23 protein-coding genes and 1 tRNA gene are annotated in these 21,526 nt (G+C 69.6%); 10 read left to right on the forward strand and 14 right to left on the reverse strand.

Annotated elements, in window-relative coordinates; translation table 11 throughout:
* Positions 1-44 precede the first annotated feature (44 nt).
* The 4 genes from ACFQ58_RS08820 to ACFQ58_RS08835 are packed head-to-tail and all read left to right on the forward strand — an operon-like array spanning position 45 to position 4,821.
* On the forward strand, positions 45-482 hold the full coding sequence (locus tag ACFQ58_RS08820) for a hypothetical protein (protein ID WP_376950699.1): 438 nt from the start codon (positions 45-47) through the stop codon (positions 480-482).
* Entirely contained in the window at positions 479-1,993 is a 1,515-nt protein-coding gene (locus tag ACFQ58_RS08825; protein WP_376950700.1) for an ATP-binding protein, read from the forward strand. The genes ACFQ58_RS08820 and ACFQ58_RS08825 overlap by 4 nt, the downstream gene beginning before the upstream one ends.
* The gene (gene dprA / locus ACFQ58_RS08830; protein WP_376950701.1) at positions 1,990-2,985 is read left to right on the forward strand and encodes a DNA-processing protein DprA; all 996 of its coding nucleotides are present in this window, start codon (positions 1,990-1,992) and stop codon (positions 2,983-2,985) included. Before ACFQ58_RS08825 ends, dprA begins: the two co-directional genes overlap by 4 nt.
* A 27-nt stretch (positions 2,986-3,012) precedes the next feature.
* Positions 3,013-4,821 (forward strand): type IV secretory system conjugative DNA transfer family protein, encoded by a 1,809-nt coding sequence (locus ACFQ58_RS08835; protein ID WP_376950703.1) that lies wholly within the window; start codon positions 3,013-3,015, stop codon positions 4,819-4,821.
* Between the two features lie 89 nt (positions 4,822-4,910).
* Here the strand turns inward: ACFQ58_RS08835 and ACFQ58_RS08840 are convergent, their stop codons facing one another.
* The gene (locus tag ACFQ58_RS08840; RefSeq protein ID WP_376950704.1) at positions 4,911-6,257 is read right to left on the reverse strand and encodes an alpha/beta fold hydrolase; all 1,347 of its coding nucleotides are present in this window, start codon (positions 6,255-6,257) and stop codon (positions 4,911-4,913) included.
* A 190-nt stretch (positions 6,258-6,447) separates the two neighbouring features.
* Between ACFQ58_RS08840 and ACFQ58_RS08845 the strand changes: the two genes are divergently transcribed.
* The 3 genes from ACFQ58_RS08845 (at position 6,448) to ACFQ58_RS08855 (ending at position 8,076) form a co-directional block, all read left to right on the forward strand.
* Positions 6,448-6,993, forward strand: coding sequence for a hypothetical protein (locus ACFQ58_RS08845; RefSeq protein ID WP_376950705.1), 546 nt, complete (start codon positions 6,448-6,450; stop codon positions 6,991-6,993).
* A 68-nt stretch (positions 6,994-7,061) separates the two neighbouring features.
* Complete coding sequence (locus tag ACFQ58_RS08850) at positions 7,062-7,514, forward strand: single-stranded DNA-binding protein (protein ID WP_376950706.1); 453 nt, start codon at positions 7,062-7,064, stop codon at positions 7,512-7,514.
* 7 nt (positions 7,515-7,521) lie between these two features.
* Positions 7,522-8,076, forward strand: coding sequence for a hypothetical protein (locus ACFQ58_RS08855; protein WP_376950707.1), 555 nt, complete (start codon positions 7,522-7,524; stop codon positions 8,074-8,076).
* 44 nt (positions 8,077-8,120) lie between these two features.
* Here the strand turns inward: ACFQ58_RS08855 and ACFQ58_RS08860 are convergent, their stop codons facing one another.
* From ACFQ58_RS08860 to rplU, 12 genes are all read right to left on the reverse strand, one after another.
* Entirely contained in the window at positions 8,121-9,167 is a 1,047-nt protein-coding gene (locus tag ACFQ58_RS08860) for a tyrosine-type recombinase/integrase (protein WP_376950708.1), read from the reverse strand.
* Positions 9,168-9,411: 244 nt separating this feature from the next.
* Positions 9,412-9,639, reverse strand: a complete 228-nt coding sequence (locus ACFQ58_RS08865; RefSeq protein WP_310517934.1) for a helix-turn-helix domain-containing protein — start codon at positions 9,637-9,639, stop codon at positions 9,412-9,414.
* 175 nt (positions 9,640-9,814) lie between these two features.
* Positions 9,815-9,890 (reverse strand) — tRNA-Ala (locus ACFQ58_RS08870).
* Between the two features lie 78 nt (positions 9,891-9,968).
* Complete coding sequence (gene rsfS / locus ACFQ58_RS08875; protein WP_376950709.1) at positions 9,969-10,376, reverse strand: ribosome silencing factor; 408 nt, start codon at positions 10,374-10,376, stop codon at positions 9,969-9,971.
* A 31-nt stretch (positions 10,377-10,407) separates the two neighbouring features.
* Positions 10,408-11,325 (reverse strand): hypothetical protein, encoded by a 918-nt coding sequence (locus ACFQ58_RS08880; RefSeq protein ID WP_376950710.1) that lies wholly within the window; start codon positions 11,323-11,325, stop codon positions 10,408-10,410.
* Positions 11,326-11,729: 404 nt separating this feature from the next.
* Positions 11,730-12,329 carry a nicotinate-nucleotide adenylyltransferase gene (nadD, locus tag ACFQ58_RS08885; protein WP_376950712.1) on the reverse strand — a complete coding sequence of 200 codons (600 nt, stop codon included), beginning with the start codon at positions 12,327-12,329 and terminating at the stop codon, positions 11,730-11,732.
* A 16-nt stretch (positions 12,330-12,345) separates the two neighbouring features.
* On the reverse strand, positions 12,346-12,564 hold the full coding sequence (locus ACFQ58_RS08890; RefSeq protein WP_376950713.1) for a hypothetical protein: 219 nt from the start codon (positions 12,562-12,564) through the stop codon (positions 12,346-12,348).
* Positions 12,565-12,643: 79 nt separating this feature from the next.
* Complete coding sequence (locus ACFQ58_RS08895) at positions 12,644-13,939, reverse strand: glutamate-5-semialdehyde dehydrogenase (RefSeq protein WP_376950714.1); 1,296 nt, start codon at positions 13,937-13,939, stop codon at positions 12,644-12,646.
* Positions 13,940-13,986: 47 nt separating this feature from the next.
* The gene (gene proB, locus ACFQ58_RS08900; protein WP_376951113.1) at positions 13,987-14,766 is read right to left on the reverse strand and encodes a glutamate 5-kinase; all 780 of its coding nucleotides are present in this window, start codon (positions 14,764-14,766) and stop codon (positions 13,987-13,989) included.
* Positions 14,767-14,771: 5 nt separating this feature from the next.
* Entirely contained in the window at positions 14,772-16,334 is a 1,563-nt protein-coding gene (obgE, locus tag ACFQ58_RS08905; RefSeq protein ID WP_376950715.1) for a GTPase ObgE, read from the reverse strand.
* A gap of 70 nt (positions 16,335-16,404) precedes the next feature.
* Positions 16,405-16,662 carry a 50S ribosomal protein L27 gene (gene rpmA / locus ACFQ58_RS08910; RefSeq protein ID WP_234659018.1) on the reverse strand — a complete coding sequence of 86 codons (258 nt, stop codon included), beginning with the start codon at positions 16,660-16,662 and terminating at the stop codon, positions 16,405-16,407.
* 21 nt (positions 16,663-16,683) lie between these two features.
* Positions 16,684-16,992 (reverse strand): 50S ribosomal protein L21, encoded by a 309-nt coding sequence (rplU, locus tag ACFQ58_RS08915; protein ID WP_376950716.1) that lies wholly within the window; start codon positions 16,990-16,992, stop codon positions 16,684-16,686.
* 242 nt (positions 16,993-17,234) lie between these two features.
* On the opposite strand from rplU, the gene ACFQ58_RS08920 reads away from it, so the two are divergent.
* Positions 17,235-17,648, forward strand: coding sequence for a hypothetical protein (locus ACFQ58_RS08920; RefSeq protein WP_376950717.1), 414 nt, complete (start codon positions 17,235-17,237; stop codon positions 17,646-17,648).
* A 22-nt stretch (positions 17,649-17,670) separates the two neighbouring features.
* Positions 17,671-17,946: a DUF4031 domain-containing protein gene (locus tag ACFQ58_RS08925; protein ID WP_376950718.1), complete on the forward strand. Its 276-nt coding sequence runs from the start codon at positions 17,671-17,673 to the stop codon at positions 17,944-17,946.
* Here the strand turns inward: ACFQ58_RS08925 and ACFQ58_RS08930 are convergent.
* A complete protein-coding gene (locus tag ACFQ58_RS08930) occupies positions 17,932-20,631 on the reverse strand; it encodes an Rne/Rng family ribonuclease (protein ID WP_376950719.1) in 2,700 nt (899 codons plus the stop codon). The two genes, ACFQ58_RS08925 and ACFQ58_RS08930, sit on opposite strands and share 15 nt — an antisense overlap.
* Before the next feature lie 271 nt (positions 20,632-20,902).
* Between ACFQ58_RS08930 and ACFQ58_RS08935 the strand changes: the two genes are divergently transcribed.
* Positions 20,903-21,526 carry a vitamin K epoxide reductase family protein gene (locus tag ACFQ58_RS08935; protein WP_376950720.1) on the forward strand — a complete coding sequence of 208 codons (624 nt, stop codon included), beginning with the start codon at positions 20,903-20,905 and terminating at the stop codon, positions 21,524-21,526.

The following is a 21,526-nucleotide window of genomic DNA, read 5'->3' on the forward strand; positions in this document are numbered from 1 at the left end:
CCTGAGCGAACACCTTCCGTCCGAAGCATCCGATTGGAGTCATCATGATCGACGACCGCATGGACGCTCCCGCGTCCCGCTGGATCAGCGTCGTCTTCCTCCAGGACGAGGATGCCGGTGAGCTCCTGGCCATGATCGACCATGACGGCGAGACCGCCGCGATCGAGTACCTGCGGCAGTGGGACTACGGCGATGAGACGACGGATGCCGCGCTCGTGAACGGGTACGTCTACGACCGCATCCCGGAGGGATCGGCCGATCGCACCCTCGAGGATCCCGACTCCCCGTACGCGCTCACCTACAGCGAGCTCTACGGGTACGTCTCGCTCCTACGCCGTTACCAGGCGTCGCCCGATCCCGTGCTAATTCAGACGGAGGCGTCGGTCGAGACCTCCGCACCGTTCCGAGACACCGTTCCCCACCACTGGGATATCGATCCCGACATGTCGGCGCACCGGTCCCGGCACTCGATCGCGCTGTGAACACGACCGAGGAGCGGCTGCACACCGCAGCGCTTGCCGTGCCGCACGACGAGCGTCGCCGCGATCGGCGCGCGCGGAAGCGCTCCGCGTCCGAGATCGAAGCGGACGCGCGTCGAGCGAAGACGCTCGAGGCCCGCGCGCGCTGGCAGGCCGAGCGAAACGAAGCGCACGCGGCCGCGTACCTCCCGGCGGCCGGCGAGGCCGGCCCGGCGCAGCTCAGGTCGCCCGGCCGGTTGAAGCTGCCGAAACATCAGGACACCTCGGCGACCCTCGCCGGTCACTACCCATTCCTCGCCGAAGCCGGCCTCGGCTCGGCAGGGGTCTTCGTCGGCCAGGACCTCTACTCCGGCGGTTCCTTCGTGTACGACCCCTGGGTCCTGTACCAGCGCGGCATGATCACCGCACCGAACATCGTTCTCGCCGGGATCGTCGGGTCGGGGAAGTCGTCGCTCGCCAAGTCGCTCTACACCCGGTCCCTGCCGTTCGGCCGACGCGTCTACGTGCCGGGCGATCCCAAGGGCGAGCACACCGCCGTCGCCGAGGCCGTCGGCGGAAGGGCGATCATCCTCGGCCATGGGCTGCGCAATCGGCTGAACCCGCTCGATAAAGGGCACCGCGCGGCATCCGCGTCTGATGCTGAGTGGGCTGCGCAATTGGCGTCCCGCCGCCGTGAGCTCATTGGCGCGCTCGCGGAGACCGTCCTCGATCGGGTGCTGAGTCCGCTCGAGCACACCGCGATCGATCTCGCGCTGGCCGACGCAGTCCGGAGCGCCGAGGTGCCCATCCTCCCGATGGTCGTCGACCGCATCCTCGAGCCGAGCAGTGATGATGACCCGGATGGCCGTCTTGCCGAAGATGGACGCCTGGTCGGCCACGCGCTGCGCCGCCTCGTCGCCGGCGACCTCGCGGGGCTCTTCGACGGCCCATCAACCGTCAGGTTCGACCCATCGCTGCCAATGGTGTCGCTCGACCTCTCCCGAGTCGCGGAGAACTCGACGCTCATCTCGGTGTTGATGACGTGCTCGTCGGCGTGGATGGAATCCGCCCTCGCCGACCCGGATGGCGGGCAGCGATGGGTGATCTACGACGAGGCGTGGCGGCTCATGGCGTATCCGGCGCTCCTGCGGCGCATGGACGCGCAGTGGCGCCTCGCCCGCCACTTCGGCATCGCGAACATGCTCGTCTTCCACAAGCTCAGCGACCTCGACAACGTCGGTGACTCGGGTTCCGCGATGCGCGCCTTGGCGTCCTCGCTCCTCGCGAACGCAGAAACCCGGATCGTGTACCGCCAAGAACCCGACCAGCTCGGCTCGACGGCGATCGCGCTCGGGCTCAGCGGCACTGAGCAGCAGCTCTTGCCCGCGCTCGGTACCGGGCAGGGGCTGTGGCGCGTGAAGGACCGCAGCTTCGTCGTCCAGCACCAGCTGCACCCCGATGAGCTCGCCGCCTTCGACACGACGGCGCGGATGACCGCGAGCCGAGAGCGCTCGCATGAGGAGGCAACCCAATGACCGAGACATCCGCCCTGGAGCGGGAAGCGCGGATGACGCTTGCTACCCTCTCCGAACCGAACGACATCATCACGGGAACGCTCGTCGGCAGGGTCGGCGCGGCAGCGACCGTGGAGCTCGTCACGACAGCCGAACGACTTCCGAACGGCATCGATCCCGCCGAGGGCGAGCTGTGGCGGCGGCGCCTCGCGCCACGTCTCAACCCGGGGATGGTCGATCGTATACGCGTCGACATGGAGCGCCACGACCTGCGCCTGCTCACGCCCGAGGACCTCGACTGGCCGGGCGAACTGCAGCAGCTCGGTGCGAGCGCACCGCTCGCGCTCTGGCTCAAGGGCAGCCCGAGTCTGCTCGCTTCGCCACTGCCCGGCCGGGTCACCGTCGTCGGCGCCCGCGCGTCGACCGGGTACGGCGACCACGTCGCGACGGAACTCGTCTCGGGTCTCGCAGCGCAAGGGCGCGTCATTGTCTCCGGCGGGACGTACGGCATTGATGGGGCGGCGCACCGAGCCGCGACCGCAACCTCCCCTGGATCCACCATCGCGGTGCTCGCGACCGGGCTCGATCGCGCCTACCCGGTCGGCCACGAGCAGCTCTTCGACCGCATCGCCGAGACCGGCGGACTGATCGTCAGTGAACTTCCGCCGGGCGCCGCGCCCACGCGATGGCGGTTTCAGCAGCGCAACCGGATTCTCGCGGTGCTTTCTGGTGCCACCGTCGTGGTCGAGGCCGGACACAAGTCCGCATCGCTCAACGTCGCCGGTCAAGCGCACTCGCTCGGTCGGCCTGTCGGTGCGGTCCCGGGTCCGGTGACGAGCGCAGCGAGCGCCGGTTGCCATCGGCTCATCCAGGAAGGCATCGCAAGCCTGGTGACCGATGCGCAGGATGTCACCGACCTGCTCGACTCCACCTCGGGATTCTCAGGCGACCGCATCTTCGCCTACTCCCCCACTCGACGCTTCGATCGTGCTGGCCCCGGCCTGGTGCTCTGACTGTCAACGACGAACTGAGAGCGGTCGATGAGCACAACACGGGCAGGCACGCTCGGCGACGAGTTCGCCAACCTCGGCATCACGCTCCTGCTCGGCGCGGCTGGACTCGCGCTCCTGCTCCGCGTCGCCGGCAGCATCGCCGCGTGGGCAACTGGGCTCGAGCAACCTGCCGGCGGCCCCGAGGCCGGGCTCGCCGTGCTCCTGAATCCCGGCGATCCATCCGGCGCGCTCGGCGCACCAGGACTGCACCCCGTCGCATTCTGGCTCACCGCTGGCATCCTGATCGCCACCGCGATCGCGGCGGCCGTCTGGTTGTGGCGGATGCTTCGTAGTACGAGCCGCACTCGGAAGCTCGATCCTCACCGCATCCCAGGCATCGCAACGCGTAGCGATGTGTCGCGCTCCGCCTCCCGCTCGGCACTCATGCGACGCGCCGCACACTTGCGCCCCTCACTCCCGGACGCCCGGCCGGCCGACGTAGGCTATGTCCTCGGCCGCGCCCGCGGCACTACGGTCTGGGCCAGCGTCGAGGACTCGATGCTCGTGATCGGCCCACCGCGATCCGGCAAGGGCGCTCACATTGTGATCAACGCGATCCTCGACGCCCCAGGGCCTGTCGTCACGACATCGACCCGACCCGACAACCTCACCGTCACGCTGCGAGCCCGCCAACGGACCGGTCCCGTCGCGGTATTCGACCCGCAGCAACTCGCCGCCGGCGTCCCCGCGGGGATGCGCTGGTCGCCTATCCGTGGATGCGAAGACCCACTCACCGCCATGATCCGCGCCACGGGCCTCGCCGCCGGTACCGGACTCGCTGCCGGCGGCGTCGAAGGCGGCGGATTCTGGGAAGCCAAGACCCGCACCGCCCTCCAATCACTGCTGCATGCCGCGGCGCTGGACCGCCGCCCACCCGCCGAGCTCTTCCGGTGGACCCTCGACCCGTCCGCCGCCCACGACGCCGTCTCCATCCTGCTGAGCAACCCGAACGCCGCGACCGGCTGGGGTGACTCACTCCAGGCCATGCTCGAAGCCGACCCCCGCACCCGCGACTCCATTTGGCAAGGCGTGTCACTCTCGCTCGGCGCCCTCGCCGACCCCCGCGTGCTCGACGCCGTCTCCTCCGGCGACGGCGAAGCCTTCGACCCCGAACAGTTCCTCCGCAGCAACGGCACCCTGTACCTCCTCGCCACCGGCGCCGGCGCGAACAACTCCGCCGCCCTCGTCTCGGCGTTCGTCGAAGACCTCATCGAGACCGCCCGCCGGATGGCCGCCTGCAGCGCCGGCGCACGCCTCGACCCGCCGCTCCTGCTCGCGCTCGACGAGATCGGCAACCTCGCACCGCTGCCCTCACTCCCGAGCCTGATGGCCGAAGGCGGGGGCACCGGGATCACGACGATGCCCGTCCTGCAGTCCCTGGCGCAGGCCCGCACGAAGTGGAGCGACAACGCCGCCAACGCGATCTGGGACTCCTCGATCGTCAAGATCGTCCTCGGCGGAGCATCCAACTCTCGCGACCTGCAAGACCTCTCGATCCTCATCGGCGAGCGCGACGAAGCGACCGACTCCACCTCCGTCGGCGACCGGGGATCGCGGTCCTCCCAGCGGTCGTTCCGACGGGTCGCGACCATGCCGCCCGACACCATCCGAATGCTCCCCTTCGGCACCGGGCTCATCCTGCTGCGGGCCGCTCCCCCGGTCATCGCCAAGCTCCGTATGTGGACAAACCGAGCGGATGCCGCGCAGTTGCGGGCACATCGAACCGAGATCGAGCGGCTCCTGAGGGTGCCTCCACGGGCGGTGCCATCTGATGCGCTATCGATCCACGACGACTGAGTTCCGGCCTTCGGTCTTGGAACATGTGTTCCGCATAAGCGCTTAGCCGAGTGCGATCGCTTATGACAGTCACTCCGCGTCATGCAGCGTCAGATGGCCGCACCCGGATCGACCCCGATCACGAGGCGGAACAACGGCCACGTGCCTGGGACGCCCTTGAGTGGGAACTCGCCCGCGGGTTCGAAACGCAGGCGAGAGCCCAGAACCATTACGCGAACCGCGTCGGTCACAAAGACCTGTCCGGGAGTCGCTGCGGCCTCGACTCGGGCAGCGATATGCGCCGCGATACCGATCACGTCCGAATCCCGAAGGATTACCTCCCCCGTGTGTACGCCGACGCGAAGGCCGATGCCCGTTCGGGTTGCGTCCGTGACAGCCTCCTCGGCGAACCGGAGCGCCAACGACGTTAGCGGGAAGGATGCGAAGAAACCGTCGCCAGCCGTCACGACCTCCCGGCCGAAGTACCTTGCGATCGATTGCCGCACGGATTCGCGATGAGCGACAAGCAGGTCTCGCCATACTGCGTCGCCGGTCTGAGCGAGCGAGTCGGTCGAGCCGACGACATCGGTGAAGACGAGTGTCGCGATCTCGCGCCGCCCGCCGCTACGCGTTCCGGCGAGAAACTCCTCGACCTCGTCGATGAACGCGTCACTGATCGGTGCGATTGGCGACGAGGAATCCGAACGAACGACTTTCAGTCGGCCGTCGGGAAGCTGATCGGCAAGCCAGCGAAATGCCCCGATCGGCAACATCTTGGCGTTCAGGTCGTGCACGACGAGGACGGGAACGTGCACATGCGGGAGGTAGCCGCGGACATCAAGTTCCACCGATTCTTCGAGCAGCCGCGAAGCCCCGCTTGGCGACGCCGAGAGCTGTTCGTACCGTTTCCACCATTCGAACAATCGTGAATCGGATGTCCACGACGGCACGACCATCTTGGCGATCTGCCCTTTGCCCCACCCGGCCCGCACCAACGCCTGCATCGCTGGTCCGGTCAACCTGGCCCGGAATCCCCACGGGAACTGGGCGTCCCGATGACCGACCGCGAGCACTTCCGTGGCGACGATCGCCTCGACGCGGTCGGGATACCGGGCCGCCGTCACGAGACACACGGCACCACCCTCAAGGTATCCGAGCAGCACCGCGCTCGCGCTTCCCACTGCGTCGAGGACGGCAATGATGTCATCGCTCCGCTGATCGACCGAGACGAGATCAGTGGAGCGGTCCGAGAGGCCGGTCCCCCGCTTGTCGAACAGGATGACCCTACCCAGCTTCATAATGCGCTCGAGGAACTCGACGTTCTCAGAGAGCTCGAAGAACACGTCGATGTTCGACGCGAACGAGAACGAAACCAGCAGGTCGCGTTCACCGTCCCCGCAGACCTTGTACGCGATATCCGCGTCGCCGCTTCGGACGTAGTTCGTGATCGGAATCACTGCAGACTCCCACCTCGTTGTCGACGGAGCGACAACGAGATCTCGAGGTCCTTGGGGCCCGACCCGCCCACAGTCCTCACCCTATAGCGAGCCAACGCTACGGGTGCCTCCGCGCGCGAACCCATCCGAGCCGCCATCAATCCACGAGCACTGAGTTCCGGTCCTTCTCCTTCGAATGTATGTTCGAATCGTGCGATATTGGCAGCCGAAGCTCCGGGCCGTCGGGCCCGGCACCTGGCTGCAGTTCGACGGGAGCCGGCGCATTGCAGTCATCCGCACCGTCAACGCCGGCTATCCCCCGCGACCGCTCCTGCGCGCCGACACGTGGGCAGCGGATGACGGCGCGCGAGACTTCATCGGCTACTTCCCCGTCGAAGAGCTCCGCCTCTGCGCCGAGATGGTCTGGAGCCTCTATCAGGAAGCGACCGCCACCCCGCCGGAGGACACCACGATGAACGCCAAGCTGCCCGCCCCCGGCCAGTGGCACCCGCTCCTCAACGCCGACGAGAACCGTCCCGGCTTCTGGACGCTGCGCGACTCGGACGGCCACGCATACGGCGGAATCCGCATCACACGTCAGGGTGCCGACGTCTACTACCTCGCCCAATACCGAGGGAACCCGATCGGCCGATTCGACCGGCTCCGAACCGCGGTCGAGAACGTCCACCTCGCCCATGTCCGTGCGACGCAGCATCCGCGCGCGCCGTTCGACCCGCACTCAGCGCCGCGACCGTGAGTCGCCCGGCACACCTCCTATTCGGAGCGGGCCGTATGGTCCCTCAAACGATCAGGAGGTCGAGTCCCATGGCTCTTCACACGCAGCAGTCGCTCTCCGGGTTCATCGCCTCGGAGCCGCAGCAGTCGGTCACCGAGAACGGCGACACGCGCTTCTACGTCCGCATCGGCCAACCGCACTTCCGCCGCGAGGACGACGGCACCTTCAGCGAACTCGAGCCGAGCTTCCACGACCTCGTGACGTATCGCGCTACCGCGGAGCGCGCACTCGCCCGCTTCGCGAAGGGCGATAGCTTCGTCGCCGAGGGCTACGTCCGCACCTTCGAAGTCGAGCGTGACGGTGCGATCGTCGAGCGCGAGGAGTTCGTCGCGAAGAAGATCGGCCACGACCTCGCCCGCACCAACTACGACGTCGACCGCTCCCGCCGACCCGGCCCGACCGTCGAGCACGGCGCAGCCGACGCGCTCGCGGCCCGGCGCCCCGCGCTCGTGCGCGACGACCGCTCCGGCCTCGGCCTGTGAGCCGACGATGGCGGATGCCTCCTTCCCCTGGCAGGTGGACGACGACGCCCTCGGCGCCGACGCGTTCGACGACCTCGACGGACCCCTGACCCCGGAGCCGCCGCACCCGATCAACTGGAACCTCCTCACCGCCGAGGAAGCCGAGATCGAGTGGATGGAACTCAACCGCTGGGTCAACTGGCTCCGCCGAACCTACGGCCTGCCTGCGTCGGTCGTGCCACCCTTCTGGCACCGCCACTCCGAGCTCGTCTGGGAACTCTCAGCGCTCCACCTGCACTGGCTCAGCGCCTACGACCCTGACCAGCACGGCTCAGCCCCATTCGGCTGGCATCGCGACTTCGCTGACGCCCGCCAACGCCTCCGCGACTGGGTCGCGATCTCTGGCACGCGGCTCGACCGCGACCGACCTACACGACAGACCACGTGGCCTGGCGAGGTCACCGCCGTTGCCGCCGGGGACGTATCCATCGACGATCGTGACGCAGACTTCGCCACGAGCGTCATGGAAGACGTGGACCGCCGACGCAGGTCCGCATCGGGTTTCGATTCGCCTCGCATTTAGGTAGGCTCGCAGCTCCGGGCTCCGTGCGGGCCACCTCGATCCGCTCATCGTCTGGCCCCTCGTGCGCCCCGTTCGTCGCCATCCCGGCCGGCAGTCATGGGGAGCACGGCGCCATCGGGCCGCCGCGCCTGCAGCGCCCCAAGGACGGTCGACGTGTCCGGTGCCAGCACCGCCCGCTTCGCGTAGTACTGCTCCGTCACGCGGGATCGCTTGTGCCCGGCGAACTGCGCGGCCCCTTCGATTCCGAGTGCATCCGCCACCGCAGTCACCGCGGACTTGCGGAGCGCGTGCGGCACGAGTTCCTGATCGAGGCAGGCCCATTCGCGAACCCTCCGCAACGCTCGGTGGACGTCCTGCGTGCCATTGGGTGCTCCCGTCCGCGTGTGGAAGACGAACTCGTTCCCGTCGCCGGCGAGCCTGCGGCGCCGGAGCATCGGCACCAACTCAAGGGGAATCGTGACGACTCGCCAGCCGGCCTCGGACTTCAAGTAGTCCTCGTACCGCTTCGCCTGCCCCTTCGAGTCGACGATCTTGCCGGCGATCGTCACCTGCGGCGGGGTCGCGTCGAGGTGGACATACTGCCACTTGAGCCCCACGGCTTCGCTGACCCGAGCGCCGGTGGCAAGGATCAGATCGACGACATCGCCCAAGAGGTCCGACGGCCTCGGGCCGATCCGATCCTTGCGTTCCTGGAAGTCGCGGATGATCGAGCGGAACTCGCTCAACTGCATCGCGTCCGGCGCGTAGATCGGCTTCGGCCGACGCTTCACGCTCTTCACCTCCCGCGCCGGGTTCGCGAGCATGAGGTCGTTCATGACGGCGTACGAGCAGATCTGGCTGATCAGTGCCTTGCAGGTGTCGGCCTGCCGCGGCGTGTCGGCGTGGATCTCCTTGTACACGCGCAGCACCGTGGTCGCCTTGATCTCGCGAAGCGTGAGCGCGCCCATCAGCGGCGAGAGCTTCTTCTCGATCAGCCTGAGGTTCTCATGCCGCGTCGTGTCGCGTTGATCGCCCGTGAAGGCCATGTGCTCCATGTACTCGCGGGCGAGGTCGATGAACGGCGAGTCCGGCGTCAGCCCACCGGGCGCCACACGGACGGCGTCGTACTCCTCGCGAACGAGCTCGAGGAGGGTCCTGCGTGCCTGCGCCTTGGAAGCGGCCCGCGTGCGAAGCCGGCCGTGGGTCCCGTCGAGCCGCCGGAATCGGATGGTGGCGTGCACCCGCCCGTCCGGCAGCTCCTGGTACGAGATCTCGCCGTGCGATCCGGGCTCCAGTTTGCGTCGTGCCATTGTGTTCGTCCTCTGCTGGAGCAGAGCAGACGTCCCGTCAACGCCGTCACCGTCGGTCCGTCCGATCCTTCAGCCAGGCCGCGACGTTCTCGCGGCTGTACCGAAGGTGCTTGCCGAGCTTCGTGGCCTTCGGGCCGACGCCCTCGAGCCGCCAGTGGTAGATCGTCTCCCTGGATAGCTGGAGGTACTGCGCGAGCTCGTCGACGCTGAGGTAGTCGCCGAGGTTCTCGACGAAACGGTAGGCCGGGACGTTGGGTTGCGGTGATCTGCTCATACTCCGTAGGAGTGCGCGTCACGCCGTGATGCCGACCGTCAGTGGGATCAGGATGTGGATGCCTGTGGAAGCCGTTCGCCGAACGAAAAGAGCCCCAAAAAGGCCGCACCGGCCTTCCACAGGCCCCTCAGCAACGAGAAAACCCCTGAGAATCTTGCGATTCATCAGGGGTTCTTGGTGGATCTGAGGGGACTCGAACCCCTGACCCCCTGCATGCCATGCAGGTGCGCTACCAGCTGCGCCACAGACCCGTTTGAGGTGTGCTGCCCGCTCGGGGCAACGGATTCAGACTACACCAGCCTCCATCGCGAAATGAAATCGAGGCGACCTCAGGACGACGAGCCGGTGGCCGATGACGCAGCCGAGCCGTCGCGCTCGATGAGCGGCGCGACGGGGATCGGCGGGCAGTCGCGCCAGAGTCGCTCGAGGCCGTAGTACATGCGCTCCTCCCGGTGGAAGACGTGCACGACGAGGTCGCCGAAATCGAGCAGTGCCCAGCGGCCGGCGTCCCGTCCCTCGCGCCGCAGCACGTCGTTGCCGGCATCGCGCACCGACTCGACGACGGCATCGGCGATGGCGACGACGTTGCGCTCGGAGTTGCCGCTGACGAGCAGGAACACGTCGGTGAAGGGCAGCGGCTCCGAGACATCCAGTGCGACCAGGTCCTCACCTCCCTTGGCGTCCGCGGCGCGGGCGGCGGCGGCGAGCAGGCGGTGTGCGTGGTCGGATGCGGTCATGTCCTCGACTTCCTGGAAACGGTCATGACGATCAGAAGAGTCCCGCGACCGCACCGACGACGAGCGTGGCGACGACGCCGAGTGCGAGCACGCCGGCGGTGACCGCGAGCACGAGCGGCACGTTCATGCCCTCCTTCGAGGGCGGCGCCATCATCGCCTTGCTCGGAGCCTGCGTGCTGATCGCGCGCGTGGCCGCCACGGGGGCGACACCGGGGCCCGCGACATCCTCGACGCTCCTGTCGAACATGCGGTCGACCTCGCTCGAATCGATCTGGCTGGGGTGCACGCCCGTCGAGCCGTAGCTGCGCGGCAGGTCGATGGAACCGGTCACGATGATCTCCCCGCTCGGCGCAAGCGGGGTGCCGAGGGCACCATGGTCGGGCAACGTCGGGAGGATCAGCGCGTTGGTCGTGGTGGGGACGCCACCGGACGAGCCGCCGCGCGACAACAGTTGGTCGTACGGTTCGACGCGCTCATCGGGCAGGTTCAGCTGCGAGGTCCAGTGACCGACGGGCTTGGGGGCGACCACCGGCTCGTCGAGTCCGGCGTCGACGGTGGTGTGCGGCGCCGCCGCTCGGCCCGGGGCGGGCTGATGCGGATGGCGCTGCGGCCCGGGCGGCTGGGGCGATGGCCGGCGCTGCTCGGGCCCGCCCTGCGGCGGCCGCTGGGGACCGGGGGCGCGCTGCGGTTGCGCTGTCGGCCGGTGGGGCGCATCGTCGAATTCCTCGGCGTCGAAGCCGTCGGCCGCGTGCGCGTCGAGCATCGCGCGGAGCTCACGCCGCGTGAGCGTGCGCTCAGGCGTGGTCTGCGGCGCCGGTGCGCTCCGCGGCGGACCCTGCGGCGGCCGTGGCGCCGATCCCTGCGGTGGGCGCTGCTGGCCCTGCGCCCGCGGATCGCCCGACGGAACCGGCATGGAGCCGGAGGTGTACGCGTCACGAGGGACGGGCATCGAACCCGAGGTGTACGCGTCACGAGGGCGCGCGGCGGGTGCGGGAGCCGGTGAGGACGCAGGTGCGCCCTGCGGGCCCCGTGCCGGCGCATCCGACCATGCCTGGGGTTGACGAGCCGCCGGTTGTGCCTGACGCGGCTCGGCCGGTCGTTGCGGCTGCGGTGCCGCGCTCGGCCCGCCTCGCGTGGGAGCGGGATGGCCGCCGCCCTGCGGACCACCCGTCGACTGGGGGACGCGCGGCGGCGAGTACTGCTGCGGAGCCGACGGGTACGACGGTGGAGTCGGCTGCTGGGGCGTCGGGCCCGCGGGATCCGGTTGCTGGGACGCCGCGGCAGCCTGCTGCTCCCGCAACCGCTCGCGCTCGCGAATCTCGCGGCGCGTGAGCGGCGGTTCCTGCGACGACGTCATTCGACACTCCGATAGAGGTGGTGCTTGGAGATGTACTGGACGACCCCGTCAGGCACCAGGTACCACACCGGGAAGCCCCGGTGCACTCGGTCCCGGCAATCCGTCGACGAGATCGCCAGCGCCGGAACCTCCAGCAAGCTTACGTCCTGCTCAGGCAGACCCGAAATGGAGAGCATGTGTCCCGGTCGACTCACAGCCACGAAGTGGGCGAGCGACCAGAGCTCCTCGACGTCCTTCCACGAGAGGATCTGCTCGATGGCGTCGGCACCCGAGATGAAGAAGAGGTCGGCCTCGGGGCGCTCGGCCCGGAGGTCGCGGAGCGTGTCGATCGTGTACGTCGGCTTCTCGCGGTCGATGTCGACCCGGCTCACGGTGAACCGCGGATTCGAGGCCGTCGCGATCACCGTCATGAGATAGCGGTGCTCGGCCGGGGTCACGACCTCTTTGTAGTACGGACGGCCCGTGGGGACGAAGATCACCTCGTCGAGGCCGAACGACTGGGCGACCTCACTGGCCGCCACGAGGTGGCCGTGATGGATGGGGTCGAACGTGCCGCCCATCACGCCGATGCGTGGTCGGCGCGCCTGGGTGGTCACGACGGGCTCGACAGCCTCAGTGACCGCCGTGCTCCGCTCCGGAGTGGCGAGCGGCGTAGGCCTCGGCCTTCGCACGGTGGCGGTTCGCGACATCGCGGTAGGAGTATGCGACGCCACCGAGCACGGCGAACAGGGCGATCGCGATCAGGCCGTAGGCGAAGGCCTCCATGGGGAGTTCCCTCGCGTGGACGGTCTCGGTCATCACCGTGCCGGTCAGCACTGTCGCAAGGCTCATTCGCCGCTCCTTCGGTTCTCGCGGGGGTCGCGGGGTAACGCTCAGGACAGTCTAGCGGGGAGGCGGGTGCTGGTCCGCGTCAGGCGCGCACATGGCCGGCGCCGCGGACCATCCACTTCGTGCTCGTCAGCTCGGGCAGGCCCATGGGCCCGCGTGCGTGGAGCTTCTGCGTCGAGATGCCCACCTCGGCACCGAAGCCGAACTCGGCGCCGTCGGTGAACCGCGTCGAGGCGTTGACCATGACGGCCGCGGCATCCACCTCCTCGAGGAAGCGCTCGGCGTTGCCGAGGTCGTTCGTGACGATCGACTCCGTGTGCCGGGTCGAGTACCGGCGGATGTGCGCGAGCGCATCATCGAGCGAGTCGACGACGCCCACCGAGAGGTCGAGGCTCATGTGCTCGGTCGCCCAGTCCTCGTCGGTGGTGGGCACGGCCGAGGGGTGCAGGGCGCGCACGCGATCGTCGCCGTGCACGGTCACGCCGGATGCCTCGAGCTTCGCGAGCACGGGCGGCAGCAGTCGCTCGGCGGCGTCGGCGTGCACGAGCAGCGTCTCGAGGGCGTTGCAGACGCTCGGACGCTGCACCTTCGCGTTGTGCACGAGGTCGATCGACCAGTCCTCGCGCGCGCTGGCATCGAGGAACATGTGCACGACACCGGCGCCGGTCTCGATGACGGGCACGGTCGCCTCGTCGACGACCGCGCGGATGAGCGCCGCACTGCCTCGAGGGATCAGCACGTCGACGTAGTCGCGCGCCCGCATCAGGTGGCGGGCGCCGTCGCGGCCGAAGTCGTCGACGGTCTGCACCGCCTCGCCCGGCAGGCCTGCGCTCGCGATCGCCTCGCGGAGCACGTCGACCAGCACCGCGTTGGTGCGTTCGGCCGCCGATCCGCCGCGGAGCGCCACCGCGTTGCCGCTCTTGAGCGCCAGTGCGGCGATGTCGACCGTGACGTTCGGGCGGGCCTCGTAGATCGCACCCACGACGCCGAGCGGGACCCGGACCTGCTCGATCCGCACGCCGTTCGGCAGGGTCCGTCCGCTGACCGTCTCGCCGATCGGGTCGGTCAGCGCGACGACGTCCAGCACGGCGTCGGCGATCGCGCCGATGCGGCGTGCGTCGAGCGTGAGGCGGTCGAGCAGCCCGGAACCGAGGCCTGCGACGCGGCCGGCCTCGAGGTCGAGTCGGTTCGCGGCGACGATGTCGTCGACGCGGGCGCGCAGCTGATCGCTGATCGCCTGCAGCGCGGCATCCTTCTCGGCCGTGGTCGCGCGCGCGAGACGGCGCGAGGCGTCCTTGGCGGCGGCGAGCCGCCCATCGAGCACGGTCTCGAGGTTCGCCATGAGGTCGGCGGCAGGATCGGAGCGGACGTCGGTCATGCTGCCAAGCCTAGTTCGCGGCCCGGACGACGGCGCCCCGTGTGACGTCAGCTCGCGGGCTCGAACCAGGTGCCGATCGCCTCGCCGCTGAGCGCCTCGGACACGAGCGCGGTGGCCGTGACGAGCACGCCGGTACCGGATGCCGCGGCGATGCGGGCTGCGGAGACCTTCGTCTCGGCGCCGCCCGTGCCGACGCCGGCGCGGCCGATCGAGCCGATCTCGACGCCGGCGAGTTCGTCGCCGAACGGCACCTTCGGGATGCGCTCGGCACCCGCGAGATGCGGAGGCCGCGTGTAGAGGGCGTCCACGTCGGAGAGCAGGACGAGCAGCTCGGCATCGACCAGCTCGGCCACCATCGCGGCGAGCCGGTCGTTGTCGCCGAATCGGATCTCGTGGGTCGCGACCGTGTCGTTCTCGTTCACGATCGGGAGGATGCGCAGGCCGAGGAGGCGCTCCATCGCACGCTGCGCGTTGAGCCGGTGCGTATCGTTCTCGAGGTCGCCCGCGGTGAGCAGCACCTGCCCGGCGACGATGCCGTAGCGTCGCAGCGAGTTCTGGTAGCGGTAGATGAGGACGTTCTGCCCCACCGAGGCCGCGGCCTGCTGCGTCGCGAGGTCGTCGGGCCGTGCGTCGAGCTGCAGGTACGGCATGCCCGTCGCGATCGCACCCGAGGACACGAGGATGACCTCGGCCCCGCGCGCGTATGCGGTCGCGAGTGCGTCGACGAGCGGGTCGATCTGGTCGGCGTTCTCGCCGGAGATGGACGACGAACCGACCTTCACGACGATCCGCCGGGCGGCCGAGACCGCGTCGCGCGTCAGGCGCACCCGCGTCACCGCGTGTCCCCGTCGACGGCCCCCCGAGTGTCGTCGTCGTCCCCGCCGTTCGGGTCGTCCTCGTCGGCCCAGAGGCCGGCCTCGCGTTCGCGGTCGAGTTCCGCCCGCGCCTCGGCCTTGGCGTCCATGCGCTCGTGGTAGCCGCTGCGCCGCTCGGCCCGAGTGGCGCGCCGGTTGTCGTCGAGGCGGAGATCCGATCCGCGCGGGGAGGTCATGAGCTCGGCCGTCGAGGTGAGCGTGGGCTCCCAGTCGAACACGACGCCCGCGCCGGGGCCGATCACGACGGTCGAGCCGGCGACGGCACCCACCCGGACGAGCTCGTCCTCGACGCCCAGGCGCGCCAGCCGGTCGGCGAGGTAGCCGACGGCCTCGTCGTTCTGGAAGTCGGTCTGCGCGACCCACCGCTCGGGCTTCGTCCCCAGGATCCGGTAGAACGTGCCGTAGCTGCCGCCCTCGGGGCGCACGACGAAGTCGACCTCGCGGACGGCCTTCGGTCGCAGCACGATGCGCGGGGCGGCGGCCGCCTGGGCGGCGGCGTCGGCGCGCGCACGGTCGACGACCTCGCCGAGGGCGAAGCCGAGCGGTCGGAGCCCCTCGTGGCTGACCGTCGAGATCTCGAACACGCGGTAGCCGCGCGACTCGAGCTCGGGCCGGACGAATTCGGCGAGCTCGCGCGCCTCGGGCACGTCGACCTTGTTCAGCGCGACGAGCTGCGGGCGCTCGAGCAACGGCACCTGCCCCTCGGGGACCTCGTAGGCCGCGAGCTCGGCGAGGATCACGTCGAGGTCGCTGATCGGGTCGCGGCCCGGCTCGAGCGTGGCGCAGTCGAGCACGTGCAGCAACGCCGAGCACCGCTCGACGTGACGGAGGAACTCGAGTCCGAGGCCCTTGCCCTCGCTGGCGCCCTCGATGAGGCCGGGTACGTCGGCCACGGTGAACCGATGGTCGCCGGCCTGCACGACCCCGAGGTTCGGATGCAGCGTGGTGAACGGGTAGTCGGCGATCTTCGGCCGGGCCGCGGACATGGCCGCGATGAGGCTGGACTTGCCCGCCGAGGGGAAGCCGACGAGCGCGACATCCGCGATCGTCTTCAGCTCGAGGGTCACCTCGCCCTCGAACCCGGGCGTGCCGAGCAGCGCGAAGCCGGGCGCCTTGCGCTTCTGCGAGGACAGCGCGGCATTGCCGAGTCCGCCCTGGCCGCCCGGGGCGATCACGAAGCGCATGCCGGGCTCGGTGAGGTCGGCCAGTTCGCCGCCGTCGGCATCCTTCACGACGGTGCCCACGGGCACCGGGAGCTCGAGGGCCTCACCGGTCGCGCCCGAACGGTTGTCGCCCATGCCGGGCTGCCCGTTCTCGGACGACCGGTGCGGTCGCCCGTGGTACGAGAGGAGCGTGGTGACCTGGGGGTCGGCGACGAGGACGATGTCGCCGCCGTCACCGCCGTTGCCGCCGTCGGGGCCGGCAAGCGGCTTGAACTTCTCGCGGCGCACCGACACGCAGCCGTTGCCCCCGTGGCCGGCGCGCACGAAGAGCCGCACCTGGTCGACGAAGCTCACCATGGCCGCGTCACTCCTCTCTGGAAACACGTGAGGGCGAGCCGAAGCCCGCCCTCACGAAACCGACCGACGACTACGCGTCGACCGTGACGATGTTCACGACCTTGCGGCCGCCCTTGTTGCCGAACTCGACCGCGCCGGCCTCGAGGGCGAACAGCGTGTCGTCGCCGCCGCGACCCACACCCGCACCGGGGTGGAAGTGCGTGCCGCGCTGGCGGACGAGGATCTCGCCCGCGGAGACGACCTGGCCGCCGAAGCGCTTCACGCCGAGGCGCTTGGCGTTCGAGTCACGACCGTTGCGAGTGGAGCTCGCACCCTTCTTGTGTGCCATTGTCCCTGTCTCCTCTGGCCGTTACTTGATGCCGGTGATCTTGACGCGCGTGAGCTCCTGGCGGTGGCCCTGGCGCTTCTTGTAGCCGGTCTTGTTCTTGAACTTCTGGATCACGATCTTCGGGCCGCGGAGGTCGCCGAGGACCTCGGCGGTGACCGTGACCTTGGCGAGCGACTTCGCGTCGGAGGTGATCTTGTCGCCGTCCACGAGGAGGACCGGGATGAGCTGGACGTTGCCGTCCTTGTCGGCCTTGATCCGATCCATCGTCACGATGGTGCCGACCTCGACCTTCTCCTGCCGGCCGCCGGCGCGCACTACTGCGTAAACCACTTCTCGTACCTATCTCCGGGGAGCCTCTCGGCTCCGTCAACTTGATGGGATGTCACTGCGCGGATGACCCCAGCGGGAAGGAGGGTCGTCACTGCCAGAAAACTGTGCGGGCACACCGGGATAAGACGGTGGCACCAGCGGTCGAGTCTACCGGATGCCGAGAGGGCGGTCAAACGAGGGTCGGCCGCGTGTCGCGGCCCCTTCGAGCGGATGCCGCGGGGTCCCCGGCGTACACTCGCCGCATGGCCGTGCTCATCGATCCCGCGGTGCGACCCGCCACGACGACGTGGGCGTCGGCCTTGTCGACCATGAACGGCGGACTGTTCCTTGTTCCAGTCGCGGCTCTGCTGGTATTCGGTCTCTTGCCCCAGATGGAGCCGAGCAGGCTCACTACGCCCGTCGTGCTGGCGGTACTCGGCGCCTCTCTGCTGTTCGCGGCGCGAGCCGCCTGGCGGGGTGCGCACTGGCCCCGACAGTACGTGCTCGTCGTGGTCGCGGGCGAAATCTTGGGCCTCGCGCTCGGTTACCTGTACCTCGGCGCCGCGCTCCTCTTCGTGGCCCCGGCGGCATGGTTGCTCTGGCGACCCTCGGCGCGAACGTTCGCCGGTAGCGCGAGTCAAGCCTCCGTCCCCAGCCGACGCAACCCGAGCAGATGACGACGCGACTGGCGGTGCTCAAATGATCCTCATCGATCCGCCGCTCTGGCCGAAGCACGGCACCGTGTGGTCGCACCTCGTGAGCGACACGTCGATCGAGGAGCTCCAGGAGTTCGCCGACCGCAACGGGATTCCCCGGCGCGGCTTCGACCTCGACCACTACGACGTCCCGACCGAACGCTACGACGAACTGGTCGCCGCCGGGGCGGAGCCGGTGCCGCCACGCGAGCTCGTGCGCAGGCTCGCCGCGAGCGGCCTCCGCGTCACGCCTCGCGAGCGCCGGTCACTCGGCGCCTGAGCCCGGCGAGCCGTCGGGGCGCGTGATCACGGGCGGCGAACCCGCCGGGCTCAGCGCGGCGGTCGAGACCCGACGGCCACGCGAGCGTGCGCGCCCCTCCCCTGCGGCCTTCGGCGCCGGCAGCGCGTCGAGCACGGAGTCGAGCAGCGTCTCGGCCTCGGCGACGCGAGCGGGACGTTCGCGACGGACGGGAGCGTCGGGCAGGTCGATGATCGGTGCCGACTGCTCGACTCGCTCGCCCTGCGGCACCGCGTCGGCGCTGGCCGCGACGGGCTCCGACGGCTCGGCGACCTGCGCCTCGGACGGCACCTCGGCGGCTGCGGCCGTGCCGCGATCGCCACCCGAACCCCGCGACGCGCGGCGGCGACCGCGCCGGCGGCCACCCGACGACTCGGACGGCTCGGCGGCGGCCTCGGCAGGCGCCTCGGACGGCTCGCTCGCCCGGAGGTCGGCTTCAGCGATACCGGCGTCCGCCGAGGACTCCGCCGTCGACGCGGCGGGCCGATGCTCGGGATGCGAGACCGTCGACGCCGCGATCTGCGCGAGCGCGTGCTTGACGTCCTCGGTGATGGCGTGCGTGCCCTGGTGCGCCTTGTCGTTCGCGGGCGCGGACGACCCGGACCCGTTGCCGCCGCCGCTTCCCCCTCCGCCGCGGTTGCGACGACGCTCGACCTGCTGCTGCGGCGCGCGGTGCTTGGCGATCGGCTCGTGGTGCACGATGATGCCGCGGCCGGCGCACACCTCGCACGGCTCGCTGAATGACTCGAGCAGCCCGAGGCCGAGCTTCTTGCGGGTCATCTGGACCAGCCCGAGCGAGGTGACCTCGGCCACCTGGTGCTTCGTGCGGTCGCGCGACAGGCACTCGACGAGACGCCGCAGCACGAGGTCGCGGTTGGACTCGAGCACCATGTCGATGAAGTCGACGACGATGATGCCGCCGATGTCGCGAAGCCGCAGCTGACGGACGATCTCTTCGGCGGCCTCGAGGTTGTTCTTGGTGACCGTCTCCTCGAGGTTGCCGCCCGAGCCGACGAACTTGCCGGTGTTGACGTCGATGACGGTCATCGCCTCGGTGCGGTCGATGATCAGCGAGCCGCCCGAGGGCAGCCACACCTTGCGCTCGAGCGCCTTCTCGATCTGCTCCGTGATGCGGAACTCGTCGAACGCGTCGCGTTCGCCCGAGTACGCCTCGACGCGCTCGAGCAGGTCGGGAGCGACCTGGCCGAGGTACTTCTCGATCGTGCGGCGCGCCTCGTCGCCGGCGATGATCATCTTCTGGAAGTCCTCGTTGAAGACGTCGCGGACGATCTTGATGAGCAGGTCGGGCTCGGAGTGCAACAGGGCCGGCGCCTGGACCTTCTCGATGGTGGTCGAGATGTCGGCCCACTGCGCGATGAGCCGGTTGACGTCGCGCGTGAGCTGCTCCTCGGTGGCGCCCTCGGCCGCGGTGCGGACGATGACGCCCTGGTTCTCGGGGAGCACCTCCTTGAGGATCTTCTTGAGGCGGGCACGCTCGGTGTCGGGGAGCTTGCGGCTGATGCCGTTCATCGAACCGTTCGGCACGTACACGAGGTAGCGTCCGGGGAGCGAGATCTGGCTCGTGAGCCGGGCGCCCTTGTGGCCGACCGGGTCCTTGGTGACCTGGACGAGCACGCGGTCGCCGGGCTTGAGCGCAAGCTCGATGCGTCGGGGCTGGTTCTTCTCGCCGTTCTCGGCCGCGGCATCCCAGTCGACCTCGCCCGAGTAGAGCACCGCGTTCCGGCCCCGCCCGATGTCGACGAACGCGGCCTCCATGCTCGGCAGCACGTTCTGGACGCGACCGAGGTACACGTTGCCGATCAGCGATGCGTCCTGGTTGCGGGCGACGTAGTGCTCGACGAGCACGCCGTCCTCCATCACGCCGATCTGGATCCGGCCGCCCTTCTGGCGGACGACCATCTGGCGGTCGACCGACTCGCGACGGGCGAGGAACTCGGCCTCGGTGATGACCGCACGCCGGCGACCGGCGTCACGGCCGTCGCGACGGCGCTGCTTCTTGGCCTCCAGGCGCGTCGAGCCCTTGACCTTCTGGGGCTCGGTGATGAGCTCGGGCTCGCGCGGCTTGCGCACCTTGACGACCGTGTTCGCCGGCTCGTCGCCCGCGCTGCGCGACTCCTCGCCGCTGCGGCGCCGGGCACGGCGTCGCACGCTCGAGCCATCACCGGCATCGCCGTCGCGCTCCTCGCGCTCTTCAGCGGGCGGAGCGAACACCGGCGGTGCGTGGAAGATCAGCGACGTGGTCGAGAGGGCGGCCGGGATCGGCGACTCGGTCGCGGGCGGCTCCTCGGCGGTAACCGGCTCGGGCTCGGACTGGGCGTCGGTGGCATCGCCGGCGCCGTCGGCCGGGGACTCGACGGACGGGCTCGGCGCCACGTCCTGCTGGGCCTGCGCGTCGGTGGCGCCCGTGTCGCGCTCCTGCGCTTCGGTGGTCGAAGGCTCGAGGTCCGCATTGGCGGCGGCGGTCTCGTCGGGAGCCCGGCCGGTGTCATCCGTCATCGTGGGCTCGGGGGTGCCGTCGCCCGCCCCGGCTTCGCGGGGCACGACCAGTGCGCGCCGACCGCTGCGACGCGACCCGAAGAGACCCGCGCGACGGCGCGGCGCCTCGTGCTCGGATGCGTTCGGCGGTGTTCCGTTGTCTTCCACCATCTCTGGTGCACTCCTACGCCGGGACCGATGGCCGCGCCATCTCGCCCGTACTCCTCAGAGCGATCCGCTGCCGTACGGCGGGATCGCCAATCCTTCACTGCTGCGCCCGGCGGGTGCCGGTGACGCCAAATCTCGCGGTTGCTCCGCGGATGGGATGCGGTGCATCCTCAAAGCCCTCGTTGGCGTCGCACCGGGCGCGGCCCGGACGACTCATCCGATTATCGCACGGTCTCCCATCCCTGCGCGGAATCGGCGTGCCAGAATACGGCTCATGCCCGACTCCCCCCGCACGGCGCGGCCGCTCGCGTTCGCCGTCTTCCTCGTGATCGTCGGCGGGCTGGGGCTCCTCGCAGCATTCGAACTCTCGATCGAGAAGATCCTCACGCTGTCGGATCCGAGCTACGAGCCGGGCTGCAACGTGGGCGTGCTCGTCGGGTGCAGCACCAACCTCGCCTCGCAGCAGGGCGCGATCTTCGGCTTTCCCAATCCGTTCATCGGTCTCATGGCGTGGCCGGTCGTCATCACCATCGGGATGGCGCTCCTCGCGCGCGCCCGGTTCGATCGCTGGTTCTGGATCGGGCTGAACGTCGGCGTGACGGGTGCCCTCGCGCTCGTGGCCTGGCTCATCGCGCAGAGCATCTACGTGCTCGACGTTCTGTGCCCCTGGTGCATGCTCACCTGGGCGGTCACCATCCCGACGTTCCTCGCCGTGACGTTCCGCAACCTCCGCGAGGGGGTGTACGGAGGGGACGAGCGCGTCCAGCGCGTCGGCGCCGTGGGCCTGAGCTGGATCGTCGTGATAACGCTCGCGTGCTACGTCCTCGTGATCGTGCTCGCGCAGCTGCAGATGAACGCCATTCCCCGCGTGATCACCGACCTGAGCACCCTGTTCTGA

Source organism: Agromyces sp. NPDC056523 (assembly GCF_042794545.1).
Taxonomy (GTDB): domain Bacteria; phylum Actinomycetota; class Actinomycetes; order Actinomycetales; family Microbacteriaceae; genus Agromyces.

Coding starts and splice junctions, on each gene's coding strand:
- ACFQ58_RS08820 (WP_376950699.1), top strand. CDS start 45: ATGATCGACGACCGCATGGACGCTCCCGCGTCCCGCTGGATCAGCGTC.
- dprA (WP_376950701.1), top strand. CDS start 1,990: ATGACCGAGACATCCGCCCTGGAGCGGGAAGCGCGGATGACGCTTGCT.
- ACFQ58_RS08835 (WP_376950703.1), top strand. CDS start 3,013: ATGAGCACAACACGGGCAGGCACGCTCGGCGACGAGTTCGCCAACCTC.
- ACFQ58_RS08850 (WP_376950706.1), top strand. CDS start 7,062: ATGGCTCTTCACACGCAGCAGTCGCTCTCCGGGTTCATCGCCTCGGAG.
- ACFQ58_RS08855 (WP_376950707.1), top strand. CDS start 7,522: ATGGCGGATGCCTCCTTCCCCTGGCAGGTGGACGACGACGCCCTCGGC.
- ACFQ58_RS08865 (WP_310517934.1), bottom strand. CDS start 9,639: ATGAGCAGATCACCGCAACCCAACGTCCCGGCCTACCGTTTCGTCGAG.
- rsfS (WP_376950709.1), bottom strand. CDS start 10,376: ATGACCGCATCCGACCACGCACACCGCCTGCTCGCCGCCGCCGCCCGC.
- ACFQ58_RS08880 (WP_376950710.1), bottom strand. CDS start 11,325: ATGCCCGTCCCTCGTGACGCGTACACCTCCGGCTCCATGCCGGTTCCG.
- ACFQ58_RS08890 (WP_376950713.1), bottom strand. CDS start 12,564: ATGAGCCTTGCGACAGTGCTGACCGGCACGGTGATGACCGAGACCGTC.
- ACFQ58_RS08895 (WP_376950714.1), bottom strand. CDS start 13,939: ATGACCGACGTCCGCTCCGATCCTGCCGCCGACCTCATGGCGAACCTC.
- obgE (WP_376950715.1), bottom strand. CDS start 16,334: ATGGTGAGCTTCGTCGACCAGGTGCGGCTCTTCGTGCGCGCCGGCCAC.
- rpmA (WP_234659018.1), bottom strand. CDS start 16,662: ATGGCACACAAGAAGGGTGCGAGCTCCACTCGCAACGGTCGTGACTCG.
- ACFQ58_RS08920 (WP_376950717.1), top strand. CDS start 17,235: ATGGCCGTGCTCATCGATCCCGCGGTGCGACCCGCCACGACGACGTGG.
- ACFQ58_RS08925 (WP_376950718.1), top strand. CDS start 17,671: ATGATCCTCATCGATCCGCCGCTCTGGCCGAAGCACGGCACCGTGTGG.
- ACFQ58_RS08930 (WP_376950719.1), bottom strand. CDS start 20,631: ATGGTGGAAGACAACGGAACACCGCCGAACGCATCCGAGCACGAGGCG.
- ACFQ58_RS08935 (WP_376950720.1), top strand. CDS start 20,903: ATGCCCGACTCCCCCCGCACGGCGCGGCCGCTCGCGTTCGCCGTCTTC.